Annotated in this window: 13 protein-coding genes; 9 read left to right on the top strand and 4 right to left on the bottom strand. The window is 64.3% G+C overall.

Annotation, left to right across the window (positions count from 1 at the left end; all coding sequences use genetic code 11):
* Nucleotides 1–95: 95 nt before the first annotated feature.
* The 4 genes from ACSSVZ_RS24500 to ACSSVZ_RS24515 all read right to left on the bottom strand — a co-directional run bounded on the left by ACSSVZ_RS24500 (nt 96) and on the right by ACSSVZ_RS24515 (nt 6,451).
* Nucleotides 96–2,255, bottom strand: coding sequence for an integrase (locus ACSSVZ_RS24500; protein ID WP_394031069.1), 2,160 nt, complete (start codon nt 2,253–2,255; stop codon nt 96–98).
* Entirely contained in the window at nt 2,252–4,054 is a 1,803-nt protein-coding gene (locus ACSSVZ_RS24505; protein WP_394031071.1) for a hypothetical protein, read from the bottom strand. The genes ACSSVZ_RS24500 and ACSSVZ_RS24505 overlap by 4 nt, the downstream gene beginning before the upstream one ends.
* Nucleotides 4,051–5,484 carry a tyrosine-type recombinase/integrase gene (locus ACSSVZ_RS24510; RefSeq protein WP_394031073.1) on the bottom strand — a complete coding sequence of 478 codons (1,434 nt, stop codon included), beginning with the start codon at nt 5,482–5,484 and terminating at the stop codon, nt 4,051–4,053. The genes ACSSVZ_RS24505 and ACSSVZ_RS24510 overlap by 4 nt, the downstream gene beginning before the upstream one ends.
* Before the next feature lie 166 nt (nt 5,485–5,650).
* Complete coding sequence (locus ACSSVZ_RS24515) at nt 5,651–6,451, bottom strand: ArdC family protein (RefSeq protein ID WP_394031075.1); 801 nt, start codon at nt 6,449–6,451, stop codon at nt 5,651–5,653.
* A 393-nt stretch (nt 6,452–6,844) separates the two neighbouring features.
* On the opposite strand from ACSSVZ_RS24515, the gene ACSSVZ_RS24520 reads away from it, so the two are divergent.
* The 9 genes from ACSSVZ_RS24520 to ACSSVZ_RS24560 all read left to right on the top strand — a co-directional run bounded on the left by ACSSVZ_RS24520 (nt 6,845) and on the right by ACSSVZ_RS24560 (nt 14,857).
* Complete coding sequence (locus tag ACSSVZ_RS24520; RefSeq protein WP_394031076.1) at nt 6,845–7,465, top strand: type IV toxin-antitoxin system AbiEi family antitoxin domain-containing protein; 621 nt, start codon at nt 6,845–6,847, stop codon at nt 7,463–7,465.
* A complete protein-coding gene (locus ACSSVZ_RS24525) occupies nt 7,455–8,381 on the top strand; it encodes a nucleotidyl transferase AbiEii/AbiGii toxin family protein (protein ID WP_394031078.1) in 927 nt (308 codons plus the stop codon). Before ACSSVZ_RS24520 ends, ACSSVZ_RS24525 begins: the two co-directional genes overlap by 11 nt.
* A gap of 56 nt (nt 8,382–8,437) precedes the next feature.
* Nucleotides 8,438–8,686 (top strand): ATP-dependent nuclease, encoded by a 249-nt coding sequence (locus tag ACSSVZ_RS24530; RefSeq protein WP_394031080.1) that lies wholly within the window; start codon nt 8,438–8,440, stop codon nt 8,684–8,686.
* Nucleotides 8,658–10,259 (top strand): ATP-dependent nuclease, encoded by a 1,602-nt coding sequence (locus ACSSVZ_RS24535; protein ID WP_394031082.1) that lies wholly within the window; start codon nt 8,658–8,660, stop codon nt 10,257–10,259. The genes ACSSVZ_RS24530 and ACSSVZ_RS24535 overlap by 29 nt, the downstream gene beginning before the upstream one ends.
* Nucleotides 10,256–11,521 (top strand): ATP-binding domain-containing protein, encoded by a 1,266-nt coding sequence (locus ACSSVZ_RS24540; RefSeq protein WP_394031084.1) that lies wholly within the window; start codon nt 10,256–10,258, stop codon nt 11,519–11,521. Before ACSSVZ_RS24535 ends, ACSSVZ_RS24540 begins: the two co-directional genes overlap by 4 nt.
* A gap of 195 nt (nt 11,522–11,716) precedes the next feature.
* Nucleotides 11,717–12,301 (top strand): hypothetical protein, encoded by a 585-nt coding sequence (locus ACSSVZ_RS24545; RefSeq protein WP_394086910.1) that lies wholly within the window; start codon nt 11,717–11,719, stop codon nt 12,299–12,301.
* A complete protein-coding gene (locus tag ACSSVZ_RS24550; protein ID WP_394031087.1) occupies nt 12,298–13,410 on the top strand; it encodes a helix-turn-helix domain-containing protein in 1,113 nt (370 codons plus the stop codon). The genes ACSSVZ_RS24545 and ACSSVZ_RS24550 overlap by 4 nt, the downstream gene beginning before the upstream one ends.
* Before the next feature lie 3 nt (nt 13,411–13,413).
* Nucleotides 13,414–14,325 carry a restriction endonuclease gene (locus ACSSVZ_RS24555; RefSeq protein WP_394031089.1) on the top strand — a complete coding sequence of 304 codons (912 nt, stop codon included), beginning with the start codon at nt 13,414–13,416 and terminating at the stop codon, nt 14,323–14,325.
* 1 nt (nt 14,326) lies between these two features.
* Nucleotides 14,327–14,857 (top strand): hypothetical protein, encoded by a 531-nt coding sequence (locus ACSSVZ_RS24560; protein ID WP_394031091.1) that lies wholly within the window; start codon nt 14,327–14,329, stop codon nt 14,855–14,857.
* Nucleotides 14,858–14,912 lie beyond the last annotated feature (55 nt).

The following is a 14,912-nucleotide window of genomic DNA, read 5'->3' on the forward strand; positions in this document are numbered from 1 at the left end:
ACGCGGAATGTAAAAACCTATAGCTTCTATAGCTTGATGGACGCATTGACCGGAGTCAAGTTCAGACCTCCTTGCGCGCGACGAGGTCGCAGCCCTCAGAATTCTCGGATGGCTTTGCGATACCTGGCAATGTCCGCCTCGATCGCCTCCCGCTGCAGCGGCGACAGCCGCTTGGTCCTGAGCAGCTCCTCGCCGTCGGCGATGGCCTTGGCCCAGAGGGGCCGGTGGCGGCTCGTGATGCAGGAGTTGGGGCAGCGGTCTGGGCGGCACTGGGCCATGGCGGGCGTGCTGTGGTCGGACTTGCCGTTGAGACAGAGGGCGGTCGCCGGGTCGAAGAAGCAGTCGCTCAACACGCCGACGAACAACGTCTTGGCCACATGCGCCAGCATGGCTCGGACGCGGGCCGGATCGGCGATGTGGCCGGGGAGCGGATCGATCTTGTCGGCGGCCTGCTGCAGCTCGCCGCTGATGCGGGCGGCGGCCGGGCCCATCAGCACCTCGCCGGCACGGTGGTGCTCGAAGTAGGTGAGCACATCGTCGAGCTGGCCAAGTGCCCGCTCACGTTCTACCTCGTTGCGGAAGCCGGACCGGCTCGAGCCGGCGTAGCCCTCATAGGCAGCGATGCCGCTGTGCTTGTACTGGATCATGCCGGCGACCGCGCCGAACGGGCGGTTGGCGATGTGCCAGGCGACTGTGCGCCGGAACTGCCGGGTCGTGATGCGCCACGGCTTGGCGTCGGTGCCTGGCGGGACGATCGGCGTGTCTATCGTACCGAAGTGCGCATTGAGGTGGTCGCGGAACGTGTTGAGCTGGCGCACGATCTCGGCCGAGATGTGATCCTTGCTGCCGTGATCACCGAGCACCCTCCATAGCGTGTCGCCACCCCGGCGGCACCGGATGTGCTCGGTCAGGCGCTCGAGCACCGTGATGGCCTTGGCGACCGGCTCGATCGTGACCCACTTCTCGGCCTGGCCGCGCACGTCGCGGCGCTTGTAGACCGTGCTCTTGATCCGATACCGCTCGATAAGGCCGTCCTCGCTACGCTCGACATCGAGACAACCCGAGCGCATCGCCTGCACCTCGCAGTCACGCATGCCGGTCAAGTAGGCGCAGACGATATAGCAGGCTGCCTGCAGCATGCGCTCCTCGAGGAGCAGAGATTTGGCGTCGAAGCGCGGCCGCCAAGGCTTGCCGGTGTCCGGGTCGATCGAGATGGCCGTGTCCATCCCGCCAACCTCGGTGCCGAGTTCATCGATCGCATCGAGTACGAGTGCCTTGTTCGTCTTGCGGAGCAGCACGTGCTGGGCCGGCTCGGCCTGGGCGTCGAGACCGATATGCAGATGGATGAGGAGAGCATTCACCGGCGGCTTCGAGGTGCCCGTGATCGGATCCTGGCGGACGGCACCATTGTGCGATGTGGTCCAGATCGGCACGCCACGGCCGTTGGCGCGCAGCTGATCGAGAAAGGTGATGAGCCGCTGCCGGCGGCGTTGCTTGCGGGTGGACGGCGAGAAGCGCCTATCCTCGGTGACGAGTGTTCTGTGACGTTCCTCCAGCGCCTCGAGCTCGGCGCGTGCGGCCAGGATATCGACCGAAAAGACGGTGATGTACTTGAGCGACCATTGCAGCAGAGGAGCGATCACCGCCTCGGGCAGGCGCGGCGTCTTGTTCTCGCCCGCGGTCTGCTTGGCACCGGCCACGACATGAGCCGAGCGCCCCTTCCACGGCAGCAGCTCGAGCCCGCCCGACGGCATGTGCTCGCGGTAATGGTGGAGATCGACGACGACCTCGAGCAAATGCGCTACCTGGACGGAGCGGCGCTGCGGATCGGCGGTCAGATGGTTGCGGTAGGCGTCGAGCGTGGCCTGATCGACACGGGCTAGATTGCAGTTGCCCTTCATCTCGGCCACAAACTCCAGGAACCGCCGCGTACGGTTGAACAACTGGCGGATGCTGGCCGGCGGCAGGCGGGTGCGGTGCCCGGGAATATCGAAGTTGAGCCGTGCATAGAGGAACTCGCGCAAAGTCCGGGCGACGCGCCCATCCTCGATGCCGTCGAAGTGCGCGGTGACGTGGCAGACGCGAGCGTTCTCGCGGAACACGGCCGGCGACAGATCCCAGGTGTCGTTCTCGAAGCGGGACAGCGCCAATCGCTTGTGTCCGCGCCTCAAGGGTGCGCTCTCCAGCACTGGCTTGCCGGCGAGAGGATGGGGGCTCGACCTGGGGACGAGCTTCAGGGCTTGCGCCTGGTTCATGCGCGGGCCTCCAGCGGCATATAGGGTTGATGCTCGAGCGCCTTGGCTTTCTCGCGTGCCTCCGCGACGACGGCCTCCGAGAACGCGGGCAAAACTTGCTGTGTGATGCGCGACCAGGGGCGGCCGAACTTGGCCCACCAGTCGGCCTCGGCCATCTCGGCACGACGCGCCACGATGAATTCGAGGAACGCGACGATGGAGGGCAGCTTGCGCGCGGTGATGACCGCATTACGGCATTCGAGGCAGCCCCAGAACGGCTCGGCGCACGGCTCGCCGTCGGCCGCGAACGGGCTGTTGTGAAAGCCGCTGCAGCTCGCCAGCCAGACATCCTGCTTGCTGCTCAATATAGGCCGAACCTGGTCGGCCGGCACGGAAAGCTGCAGCGTTGAAGGGGCCTTGCGAGCGACCGTCTCCTCCTCGAGCGTGACGATGCGGGGCTGGAGCGCCGAGGTGAGCGCATCGTTCAAGCCATCGGCGATGGCCTGCTCGTGCAGGTGCCGCAGCGACGGCAGGTCGGCGTAGTGGCGGGCGGCGACCTCGGGCGTGTGGCCGACGGCGAAGCGGGCCATCTCGCCCTGGGTCTTGGCGTACCAGAGCGCCTTGTGCGTCTTACGCAGGCGGGAGAGCAGCAGAGGGAGCGGTTGGCCCGCATCATCGACGAGGCCGTGTCGCGCGACCCAGATATCGATCATCTCCTGCGGGTGCAGAATGCGATCGGCGAGGCGTCCAGTGTGGAAGTAGACCCACAGGCTGTCGCTCGGCTTGTGCTTGCGGGCGGGCGTCGTCAGCTCGATGAGCGTCCGGATGATGCCACCCGGCGTGGACGACGCACCATCGCGGACGCGCAGCCGCTTCCACTCCGATCCCCGTGCGCGCCGCTTCACATACTCGATCTCGACGGTGCCAGACGCAGGATTGCGCAGGCAGTCGACGCGCAATGCTTTGACGCACTCGGGCTCGAGCCCGGTCTCCAGGCTGAGCAGGACGAAGAACGGGATCACGTCCTCCGCAAGCAGATAGCGACGGGCATGCAGATCGCGGATCGGCGTGCCGGCAGCGAGGCCGAGCAGGTGAAAGCGCCGGTAGAACGCTTGCAGCTTCGGATTCTTGTAACTGATCGTGCCGTCGGCCTCGATGACCTCGGCGGCGGCCTCGAGGTGGCCGCGCAACGTGGCGTCGGCATGCTCGATCGGTGCGGGAGATTTTAACCGGCGGGTGATGGCCTGGATATCGGCTCGCGCCGCATCGCGTAGTTGCTTGGCCACGTATCCGCTGTAGGCATCCCGCGGCGTCGATCGGCCGAGGGGCCGCGCGCTCGTGTAGCTGAGCCGCTGCCGCAGCTTCTCGTCGAGGAGGCCCGGCCGGCCCGCGTCGATGGTGCGCAGCGCGATGATGGCCTTGGCGAGTATGGTGTGGCGGTGGATGGTCGTCACGCCCTGGGCCTCGAGCCAGCTCTCGAATCCGTCGAGTTGCTCGGCGCGCAGATGCTCGGGGCCATCGACAGCCGCCGCCGTCTCGTTGAGGAACCGGAAGAAGCGCTTCAACCCGTTGACGTGCTGGATAACGGTCGTGCGGACCATGGTCGGCGCGATCTCGCGGAGGGCCGCCCCGAAGACCAGTGCCAGTCGGCGCGGGCGCAGCTCGACGAGATCGATCAGGGCCGTGCCGCCATGCACAGTGTTGACCGTGAAGCGCAAGCCGGTGACGGCATTGGATCGTGGTGCAGGCGCCTTGCCGTCCTCACGAGTGAACGAGACTCGCTGCCCCTTGCGAGGCCGTGCCTTGCCCTTGCCGCTCATGCCGCCGTCCTGACCGGTTGCGGCGTCTCGATGCCGGACAGCAGTTCCTCGACGGCGGCATCGACCGTGTCCTGGCAGCCGCAGAGATGATCGAGATAAATGTAGGTCGTAGCGATGCTCGAATGCCCGAGCAGGCGCTGCACCTGCTGTAGGGGATCGCCGAGCAGCCGGCGATAGGCCGCGCCGGAGAGATCATGATCCTTGTGCGTCTCGCCGAACCGCTGCCGGATCAGCAACGCCAGCATGTGCACGGCGAAGCTGTGCCGTAGCTGGTGCGGGTGGACGTCGTAGGGGAGTCCGGTGGCCTGGCAGCGCCGGGACGCGCGGGTGAAGGTGACCTCCCAAGTGTTGGGCGCGACAGGCAGTCCCACCTCGCTGAGCCACAACGCGGCGGGCTCGATCGGCGTGCCATCGCTGCCGTGGATGACAAGCCGGCGGCGCTCGTCCGGCGTCACGGTGTCGAGCCGCAGCGGCCCGCGTCCGCCGGTTACGGTCGCGACCTCGATCCTGCCGGCGTTGACGGCACACGTCAGGGTGGCCGGCATCCGCTTCACGCCACCGCGCGTCCTGAACTTGTCGACGGCTACAGCACGCTCGACCTCGAGGTAGCTGCGCAGCCTTGACAGAAGCGAGGCTGGAATGCGGATGGTGCGACCCTTGTCGCCCTTGGTGAGCGAAGCGGACAATCGGAATGCGACCTGCTTGTCGCCGCCGGCGCTGGCGCGGATCGCTTCCTCGATCTCGACGGCAAGCAGGGAGGACGCTTCCTCAAGCCGAAGCCCGGTGGAGATCAGGAGATCGGCGAAGAGCGCATTGCGGCTGCCATTGCGGTCACGGGCACCCGCACGCTCGCCTCCGTCGACCTCGAGCCCCAGCAGCCCGACATCTCGGAAGCGGCGGTAGTCCTCGATGGTGATGAACTTAACGTCGGAGCGCTTGGCGGCGCGCTCGTAGGCCTGGTTGCGCGTGACGGTGATCGTGCGGCCTCGGGCGGACGGCATCCGGCGCCAGACATCGCGATAGAGGAAGGGGCTTTGCGCGATGATGCCGTCCTCGACGGCCCATCGGTAAAGCTTGTCGAGCGCGGCCACGGCGCGGTTCCACGAGGCGGCAGAGATGCGGTTCGCGGCGTCGTCTTGACGGCGGGCACGATGATAGGCATCCACGTCGTCACGCGTGGCCTGCCAGACGGACTTGCCGCACGCCTCATCAAGGAACCGCACCCAGACGAGCAGATCATAGGCGTAGCTGCGCAGGCTGTGCTGCGACCGCACGCCATTGAGCGGCAAGTCGGCCAGGAAACGATCGAGGTTGGCGTCGTAGGCCTTGCCTTCCTGCTGGATTCTCGGTGTCTGAGCATGTCGGCTCCAGCCGCCAGAACCTGTACCGTCCGCAGCCTGCTGGCCACGGCGTTCCAACAGCGTGATCATGGACGAGCCCCGCTCTCGACGCACGCACTTGGACATTGAAAAGATGCGCTTCCGCCGCTGAGCCCTCCGCTGGTCCGCTACGCGTCCCAGCTCCGGTCTCAGCGGCGGAGAACCACGGCCAACGCTGAGGTCGATGGACAGCGAATTCGTGGCCTCAACGCCCGTATCAGAGTTCGCTGCGAGTCGCGCCGGACTGTCCAGATAATCCACAGCCAGACTGTCCAGATAAGGCGATCATCTCCTCGAAGGCGTACTTCTTCGTGCCAAAGGAACCGGAGAGGTCGCGGTTCAGGCGATGCGGCGCCCCGCTGGCATGGGAGCATTCATGCAGGGCGGTCCGGTGCCAGTTGATGGGCTCGAAGAAGGCCTGGGGCGGCGGGACCATGACAAAATCGCGCGCCGGCACGTAGAAGGCACGGTTGCCGCCGATCCGGAAATCGATCCCGCTCGCCTTGATCAGCGCATCCACCTTCGGCTCGATCAGGCCGGGTTCGGGCGGTGGCGCGACAATCGCGAGGTCGTCGGGCAGGCCCTCGCATTGCGCCAGGTTGAAAACCGTGAAGCGCTTCAGGAACGGGATCGCCTGGGCTTCCTCGCCGGTCTCGCGGGCGCGCCGCTTCTCGTCGTCGGGGACGAAGCGGTCGGCATAGACGACGGTGGTGCCATGCTCGCCCTTGCGGACATGACCGCCAAGTGACAGCGCCTGCCGGAACGTGAGCCAGCTTTGGGTGGGGAAGCCATGGTCGAAGACCGCGCCCCAAAGGATGAGCACATTCACCCCGGAATAGACGCGCCCCGTGGCGGCGTTCTTCGGCATGGCGAGCGGCGCCTTCGCCGCCGCCGTGCCCCAGGGCTGGATCCAGGGTAGCCGGCCGGCCTCCAGCTCGGCGAGGATCTTTCCGGTGATTTCGTCATAGAGGCTCGTCCGGTCGGAGCCGGAACGGGCGCGAGCAGCATGTCTGGACATCGCGGATCTCCGCGACGGGCGCCGGGAGCCTCTCTCCCGACCTTCAACCCGTCACGGCAAACCCGGTCCGCACTCTCACTCTTTTCAGGGACCAGTCGGTCGCAAACTGGGACCGATTTGGCGGCAATGGGCTCCAACGCAGCGCTTCCGTCTCGTTGCGGGGGCGCCCGAAACTGATAGGGCCGACTTCCTTGGGTCGAGCAGGGGCGTTGCGGGGTTCCCCCGCTCGAAGGGGTGCCGGAAAACCGCCTTGGGCGGGTTGCAGGCAGGGGAAGGCTTTCCCCCCCCCCATGGGCGGCCTCCAGGAGTCGATTTGTTTCAGGTTTCCAGGAGGGGTGTATTGTGATAAAACCTCTGCTAGTCTTTGGAAGAGCAGAGGAACTATCACCGATCATGCCGTCCACAAGCGCCCAGCGAATCCGCGCGCTCGATCTTCTGAAAGCCCGGGGAATGCTCAGGCTGAAGGATTTCGTCGCCGAAGGAATCGGGCCGGAAACGCTGGCCCGTCTCGTGCGGGAGGGGGTGGTCGTGCGCCCGGCACGGGGCCTTTACCAGCTTTCCGACACGCAAGTCGAGGCCGCCCATGCGCTGGCCGAGGCTGCCGTCCTGGTTCCCAAAGGCATTGTTTGTCTGACCTCGGCGCTTCAGTTCCACGAACTGACGCTGCAGATGCCGTCCGCCATATGGATGGCCATCGATCGCACCGCTTGGCGACCAAAGATCGACTATCCGCGCATCCGGTTCGTGCGCTTTGCAGGGCTGGCGCTGACGGAGGGGGTTGTGCGGCATCGCATTGAGGGCGTCGAAGTCCCCATCACCGAGCCCGCAAGGACGATCGTCGACTGCTTCCGTTATCGCGCGAAAGTCGGGCTCGACGTGGCGATGGAGGGGCTGCGCGAAGGCCTTCGCCGTCGCCGCTGCACACCCGATGAACTCTGGCGTCATGCACGAAAAGCACGGGTCTGGTCGGTGATGCGCCCCTACGTCGAAGCGATGGTGTCCGATGCCGCGTGAGCCCCGCAACATCGGCGCCTCGGTCCGGGCGCGACTCCTCGATCGTGCGCGCGCCGAGCGGTCGGACTTTCAAATTCTGCTGACGCGGTATGCACTTGAGCGCCTGCTATATCGGCTGAGTGTATCGCGTCATCGTGACCGTTTCATCCTGAAGGGCGCGATGCTCTTCGTGACGTGGGTAACTGATCCATTCCGGCCGACCCGCGACCTGGATCTGCTTGGCCACGGCGACAATGATGTCGAGACGATCGCCGACACTTTCCGCGCCATCTGCCGCGAACCAGTTACCGATGACGGAGTGACCTTCGACGTCGTCGGGTTGCAGGCGGCGCCGATCCGCGAGGAGGTGGAATATGGTGGCGTGCGTGTCCGCACGACGGCGACGATTGCGGGCGCGCGCGTTCCGATCCAGGTCGATGTGGGCTTTGGCGACGCAGTAACGCCAGCGCCGGTCGAGATCGACTATCCCGTTCTGCTGGACGCCCCGGCGCCGCATCTTCGAGCCTATCCCGTCGAAACGGTAGTGGCCGAGAAATTCGAGGCCTTGGTCACGCTCGGCATGGCCAACAGCCGCCTCAAGGATTTCTATGACCTTTGGCTGATCGCGCAGACGTTCGAATTTCGTCAGCCGGTTCTTGTCGACGCCGTGCGACGCACATTTGAACGGCGCGAAACCACGTTGCCGACTGATACACCAGTAGGGCTGAGCGACGAATTCGCCACGGCGTGGGCCGTCCAATGGCGAACTTTCCTGGGACGTGAGCGTATGGCGGCCGCGCCGGACACCTTCGCTGTCGTCATCGCTGCCCTCCGTGCTTTCCTGATGCCTCTAGGTTTCGCATTGGAAGAGGAACGCGTGTGGTCGCCAGGCGGACCGTGGCTGCCTTCGGCATCGTCGACCGGAGACGCTGAATAAGGAACCAATAAATCCACCGCCAATCTCGTAAGGCGGCGAACCGGGGGACGAAAATCATGCAGATTGCCGACCTGCGCATTGAGAATTTTCGAGGGATTCGGAACGGCCACATCCGGTTCGGCTCGCACACGGTATTCGTTGGCCCCAACAATTGCGGCAAGACCACGGTCATTGAGGCGTTGGCGCTGCTCTTCGGCCGAGACCGTATGGTCCGCGCCCTGACGGAGCACGATTTCTTCGGGGGGCGATCCCCAGCCAGCCGACCGGATCCGCCTCGTGGCAACAGTCACAGGGTTCGATGGTGACGAGCCTGCCGACCATGCCGATTGGTTCAGAGACGACCGTGGCGTCATCAAATGGTGGAACCCGGCGACAGGCGCCGTTTCAGCCACACGCGACGACCCAGCTTGGCGCCTTGCATGCCAAATAGGGTTCTGTGCTCGCTTCGACCGTCCCTCGCTGGAGGTCGAAACAATTCGGTACTTTCACGATGACGACGCAGTCGCAGACGTGTTCGTGGACGAACTGTGGACTGCCGTACCGGCCCGATTGATCCGCGAGGTTGGGTTTTTCCTGGTTCCGGCCAGCCGCACGTGGGATCGAGTGGTTTCCTTCGGCTCGGAGCTGTTTCGGCGCGTGGTCGCTTCGGGCGGGGGCCAGCCGGCGGAGTCGGTGCTTGGCGAGCGCGATCGCCTTCGCGCGCCCGTACAGCCCCTTGAAGCCGATCCTCGACTGGAACCGATCGTCGCGCGGCTCAATACTGAGCTGGCCGGGTTCTTCCGCACTCAGCCGCGGCTTCATCTTCGGGTGACGGCTACAGATAGCGATGGCCTGCTTGAAGCCGTCGTTCCGCATTATGCGCAGGCGGATGCGGCATTGGGCTTGCCCGCAAGACGCCACGGCAGTGGCCTCATCTCGCTGCAACACCTCCTTCTTCTTTTGCAATTCGGACGACAGCGTGCAGATGCGGGCGACGGCTTTTGGATGGCGCTGGAGGAACCGGAGCTGCACGTTCCGCCGCCGCTGCAGCGACGGCTCGTGCATCGCATTCAGGCACTATCGACCCAGACCTTCGTCTCCACGCATTCGCCGATGGTAGCGGCCATCTCCGATCCGCAAGCGGTAGTGGTGCTGCGCAACGAGGGTGGCGCGTTATCGTCCACACCGCTGCTCGCCGCTGCGCTGCCCGCCGCAACGCCGAACGGCGTACGAAAGCTCTTTCAGCTTAACCGCGTGGACACGATCGCCGCCGTCATGCACGACGCAATGCTCGTGCCGGAGGGACGGACGGACCATGATTGGCTGAAGCTGCTCGTGCGTGCGGTGGATCTCCGACAGGAATGGGCGGCGGCGGACGAAAGTCGCTTTGGCTCCTATGTCGGCGTGGTCCCTACTCATGATGCAGCCGTCGGAGCGACGGTGGCGGCTCTGATTCCCCTACACCCGCGCATTTCCGCTCTGGTCGATGGCGATGGGACGGGCATTGGTTATGCCCAGGCTCTTGCTGCTGCTGCGGCGAGGCCGGCGGCAATTCTTCGGTGGCCGGATGGCTGGACAGTTGAAGACGTCATAGGTTGGATCCTGGGGGAGGATGGCGCGGCGGCAATCGCTGCGCTGGCGCAATCGATAGCGCCTCCTCCTGCGACGATTGCGGCCCTCGTTGCACGACTGAAGTCCGAGGACCGTACGGCGCATGGGCTGAAGCAAGACCAGATAGCGTACGAGGTCGTCGCTGACGTCATTGGCTCGACGGAGGCTTGCTGCCGACGGGCTCGGGAGCTGTTGAATGCCATGACTGACGTCCTGCTCGGAGGCGACAGCGGGCGGTTCACGGCCGCTGCTGGCGAAGATCCCCGCATCCGGGTCTTCCAGCCATGACGCTCTTTGCGGTGGAGGGCCCCGCCGGCTGCGGCAAGACCTTTCGATTGATGGAAGCTTTGGGTGAAGCGCTTGCGGCGGTGCCGCTTCAGGAGGGCCAGCGCGTCTTGGCGCTGTCCTTCATGCATGGCGCAAGGCGACGCTTGAACGACAAGCTAGGGGCCGTTCCTGGGCTGAAGCGGCGCTTTGAATGCGTCACCGTCGACAGCTTCGCATGGCGGCTCCTGCGTCGTTGGCGCGGCCTCGCTGCCACGCTTGGTATCCAGCCCCCGCAGGAGGACCAGTATGATGCGCAATGCGACGCCGCAGGCATGTTGCTCGAACGGCCGGAAGTGCGCGGGTGGGTTACGACGAGCTTTCCAATCGTGCTCGTGGATGAAGCTCAGGACCTGAAGCCGCAGCGGCTCAGAATGCTGTCCGCGCTGGCGCAATCGGCGCGCACGCTGATCGCCGCGGACGAATTCCAGTGTCTTGACGCTGCATTGCGCCCGAACCCGCTGATCGGGTGGATGCGTGGCGTTTGTGAACCCGAGATTCTAAATCAGGTTCGGCGCACCAACGTGCCGGCTCTGCTGACCGCAGCCGCGGCGATTCGCGCGGGTGAGGCGCCGGTTGCGGGAAACAGGTTCCGGATTTTGGCGGCGCAGGGCGTGCCGGTGGCCGCCGCGATGCTGGCCAGCGCGATCCGGTGGCGTCAGGGCGGGCGGGTCGCGGTGATCACTCCGTCGCTTCAAGGCGGCTTCGCGCAGAGCGTTGTGCGTCGCGTTTGCGAAAATTCCTGTGGGAAGCAGCGAAATGGACCCTACGCGATTCGTTGGGAACGCTCGGAGCAGGATGAGACGGCTGCCTTGACCGATGGGCTTCAACTCAATGGCGTTGTATGTACGGCTGAGGCGTTGACAGCCCTTGAAGCCCTGCCACGGTCGGGGGCTGTCCGCGAAACCTGCGCTTGGGTACGGCATCAAGCGCGGGCTAGGGGTCGGACGGAGTTAAGCCGTACAGAAATCGAGGCGGTTATAGCACGACAGGTGGCTGTTCGACGGCAGCGCTACGGAACGGACAGCTACGATTTCACGGCCATGACGGTGCAACAGGCAAAAAACCGCGAGTTCGAGGGCGTCTTCATCCTATGGCCCTATCAGATTGGCGGCGACGCCGAGCATAAACGGCGGCTGCTCTACAACGCGCTCACGCGCGCGCAACGCTGGTGTACCGTGGTTGTGCAAAATTCCGATCTTCTACAAGCCGCGCCGTTCCAATGAGTGTCAATCGCCTGGGACCCTGGGTCAGGCAATACCCCCTCCAGCGGCGCTTATCGAGGTGATCGCAGACAAGGTTCTTGTTTTTTCCCCTCATTTGAGGCAGAAAAAGCGGAACCTGTTCTCTTGGGGGATTCGATGTCCGCGATTTTGTCCGTTTATTCTGAGCCTGACGACGTGAGCGCCCGGTTGGGCTCCATGGGTCTGACCGAGGAGCCTCTGCTGCATGCGGCACGGCGTTGGTATTTGTCCTGGATCAGTTTCACCGCCAATCACCCGCCTTTCGGCATCGGCATCGCGGCCTGGATGGAGGCGGTGGCGGCCTTGCGCGAAGGGCTGCTGCCGATCGGTTGGATCCGCTCAGATGAGAAGAACTATGCTCTAGTCGTCCATCCGGGCGGGTCGATGGCGATCAATGTCGCGACGGGCGACGCAGGGACTGGGCTTCCGACCGCGAACGTAAGCAATAAGGCACCGAAAGGGACCAGCACGGCTGATGCGATCTCAGTCAATCAGGTGCAGCTCGAATTGGATTTGCCGGTGCCGGATATGCCGCATGTGCGTGGTGATGAGGGGCCGTTGACCTGGTTCCTGCTGCTTCACCGCGCCGGGACCGAAGTCCGTTGTGAGCTGTCGTTGCCGTCCCAGATTTCACCCGACGGTCGCATCACGCGCTGGCAGGAGCGGATCATGTTGCCGTCCATTCCGCTGGACGGTTCCGAGATCGAAATCGTGGCGCCGGTGGGTCCGGATCTCGATATCGATGTGAAGCGGAAAGCATGAGTGCCGTTGACGTATTTAACCCGACTCGCCTGACCTGGGCGCGCCGCCGGCGCGGACTTACCAAGACGCGATTGGCGGCGAGCATAGGCGTCGAGTTACGCTCGGTGTCGGCTTACGAAACCGGTGAGTTCAACCCGGAGCCTGATCGTCTGACGGTCATCGCGCGTACCCTGAAGTTTCCGCAGGAGTTCTTCTTCGGCGACGATATCGAGGAGCCGGCGATCGACACGGCCAGCTTCCGGTCCTTGTCTAAGATGACGGCACGCCAGAGGGATACAGCCCTCGGTAGCGGCGCCGTCGCCATGCTGCTCAACGAATGGATCGAGGCACGATTTGACCTGCCGCCCTCCGATCTTCCCGATCTCGGTCGGGATGCTAGTCCCGAGAGCGCAGCGGCTGCCGTGCGTCAGGCTTGGGGACTGGGCGAGCTCGCGATCAAGAACATGGTGCATTTGCTGGAGTCGAAGGGCGTGCGCGTCTATTCGCTCGCCATAGACGCGGTCGAGGTCGACGCCTTTTCGATGTGGCGACGCGACCGTCCCTTCGTCTTTCTCAACACGCTCAAATCCGCCGAACATGGACGGTTCGACGCCGCGCACGAGTTGGGGCACCTGGTTCTACACCGGCATGCCGCTCCCAGCGGTCAGGAGGCGGAGCAGGATGCAAACGCCTTCGCCTCGGCCTTGCTGATGCCGCCGGCGAGCGTGCGGGCGCACGCGCCGCGGTTCGCGACCATCGACAATTTGATGCGATTGAAGAAGGTGTGGGGGGTCTCACTCGCCGCGATGACCTATCGTCTCCACAAGCTCGATCTCCTTTCAGAATGGCACTATCGAAAGCTCTACATCGAGATCTCGTCGCGTGGATATCGCAAGAGGGAGCCTGACGGGGGGCCGCGCGAAGTCTCCCAGGTGCTGCAGAAGGTGTTCTCGGCGCTGCGGGCGGAGGGGGTTAGCAAGGAGGAGATCGCCGAGGCGCTGCGGGTCCATCCAACCGATATCGACGAACTGGTGTTCGGCCTGGCGTTGACAAGTCTCGCTGGCATTGCGCGCCGAAGCGAAGGAGGCCGGTCACGGCCATCGCTCACTCTCGTTTCGTCGAAGGACTGAGCGATGCTGTCGCTGGCGGAGGCGCAGGCTGTAGAGAATATTGCCGATCTACTCTACGAGTTTTTGCCCGGTAGCGGCAACAGCAAGACAGCCTTTCCGCTCGCCGCCACTCAAGCCGGCGTCGGGGAGTTCTGGACCGGCGGGAGCAAACGGCCGGCGATCGTCGAGCTTCTGAAGTTGACCCTTGATCGCCGCCGAAACCGATTCACGGCATTGATCATCGCGATCGTCCACCAGTCGATGACGTGGCGGCGCGGCAAGGGCAATCCTCTGACCCGCGACGAGATCGATCGGTTGAACGCGGCCCTTCCGGGTGTTTCGTTCAAGATTCCGGATTTGCTCGATCCAGCCTTCCTGAAGAGCTTTGGGGACCCAGCGAAGGCGGCTCCCGCATCTTCCAGGGTTATCTTGTCAGAGGCATCGGCGCAGGCACTCGTTGCTCGGCTGATGGAGGTGAGCGGATTGGGTCCGCAGGAACGCGGGTTGCGGTTTGAGGGGTTCCTTACGGACGTTTTCGCGGCGTTCGACCTCGCGCCGCGCGGCTCCTTTCGCATAGTGGGCGAGCAGATCGACGGGAGCTTTCGGCTTCACACGGAAACATATCTGGTCGAAGCCAAATGGCATGGGCCGCAGATCGGCTTTGCTGATCTCATGGCGTTTTCCGGCAAGGTTGCTGGCAAGGCTGCATGGGCGCGGGGCCTTTTCGTCAGCAATTCAGGCTTTACGCAGGAGGGACTGGAAGCATTCAGCCGCGGCCGGCAGACGAACCTCATCTGTGTCGACGGGCTCGACCTGTACGAGGTGTTGTCCCGTCGGGTGTCGCTCATCGAGGTTCTCGAAGAAAAGGCGCGCTGCGCTGCGGAAACGAACCGCGCGTACATCCCGGTGCGCGACCTGACGTTTCGGGCGCGCTGACATGGTCGGCTCGGGTTCGGACGAAACAGCCGGAACCGGAAAATGGAATCAGCCGGGTGTCCCGCACAAAGGCTGGTGCTGCGTCGACATCGAGGAACGCGACGAGCAAGATCACCTCTGTGAGATGTGCGAGACGCGGCAAGTCCGCTTCGTCCATGTCATGGAGCATCCCGCTTATGACGAGGTCCTGCGCGTCGGCTGCGTCTGCGCCGGCCACATGGAGGAAGATCTCGTTGGGGCTCGCAAGCGCGAAGCCGCCTACAAGAATGATCGCAGCCGTCGCGCGCGCTGGTTACAGAGGGCATGGCGCACCTCCGCGGCCGGGAACGAGTTTCTGAACACGAATGACGGCTTCAATGTCGTCATCTATTCCAAGGGGGCCATCTGGGGCGGCCGCGTAGAGCACCGGCCCAGCGGTTATCAGAGGACTTCGAAGCTGCCCTACGCCACCCAGGATGAAGCAAAATTGGCAGCTTTCGATGCCATGGTCGGCATGAAACACAGTGAGCCTTGGGCTAAAGGACGCCGGTGAGTCGCTGTAACGATCGACGGTAGCGCAGCCGACGAAGAAACGTGCGAGCGGTGAA

The organism is Amorphus sp. MBR-141, from assembly GCF_053628695.1.

What these genes read in the sequence shown, in the direction of transcription:
- ACSSVZ_RS24500 (WP_394031069.1), bottom strand. Translation starts at nt 2,255, where the DNA reads ATGAACCAGGCGCAAGCCCTGAAGCTCGTCCCCAGGTCGAGCCCCCAT.
- ACSSVZ_RS24505 (WP_394031071.1), bottom strand. Translation starts at nt 4,054, where the DNA reads ATGAGCGGCAAGGGCAAGGCACGGCCTCGCAAGGGGCAGCGAGTCTCG.
- ACSSVZ_RS24510 (WP_394031073.1), bottom strand. Translation starts at nt 5,484, where the DNA reads ATGATCACGCTGTTGGAACGCCGTGGCCAGCAGGCTGCGGACGGTACA.
- ACSSVZ_RS24515 (WP_394031075.1), bottom strand. Translation starts at nt 6,451, where the DNA reads ATGTCCAGACATGCTGCTCGCGCCCGTTCCGGCTCCGACCGGACGAGC.
- ACSSVZ_RS24520 (WP_394031076.1), top strand. Translation starts at nt 6,845, where the DNA reads ATGCCGTCCACAAGCGCCCAGCGAATCCGCGCGCTCGATCTTCTGAAA.
- ACSSVZ_RS24525 (WP_394031078.1), top strand. Translation starts at nt 7,455, where the DNA reads ATGCCGCGTGAGCCCCGCAACATCGGCGCCTCGGTCCGGGCGCGACTC.
- ACSSVZ_RS24530 (WP_394031080.1), top strand. Translation starts at nt 8,438, where the DNA reads ATGCAGATTGCCGACCTGCGCATTGAGAATTTTCGAGGGATTCGGAAC.
- ACSSVZ_RS24540 (WP_394031084.1), top strand. Translation starts at nt 10,256, where the DNA reads ATGACGCTCTTTGCGGTGGAGGGCCCCGCCGGCTGCGGCAAGACCTTT.
- ACSSVZ_RS24545 (WP_394086910.1), top strand. Translation starts at nt 11,717, where the DNA reads ATGGGTCTGACCGAGGAGCCTCTGCTGCATGCGGCACGGCGTTGGTAT.
- ACSSVZ_RS24550 (WP_394031087.1), top strand. Translation starts at nt 12,298, where the DNA reads ATGAGTGCCGTTGACGTATTTAACCCGACTCGCCTGACCTGGGCGCGC.
- ACSSVZ_RS24555 (WP_394031089.1), top strand. Translation starts at nt 13,414, where the DNA reads ATGCTGTCGCTGGCGGAGGCGCAGGCTGTAGAGAATATTGCCGATCTA.
- ACSSVZ_RS24560 (WP_394031091.1), top strand. Translation starts at nt 14,327, where the DNA reads ATGGTCGGCTCGGGTTCGGACGAAACAGCCGGAACCGGAAAATGGAAT.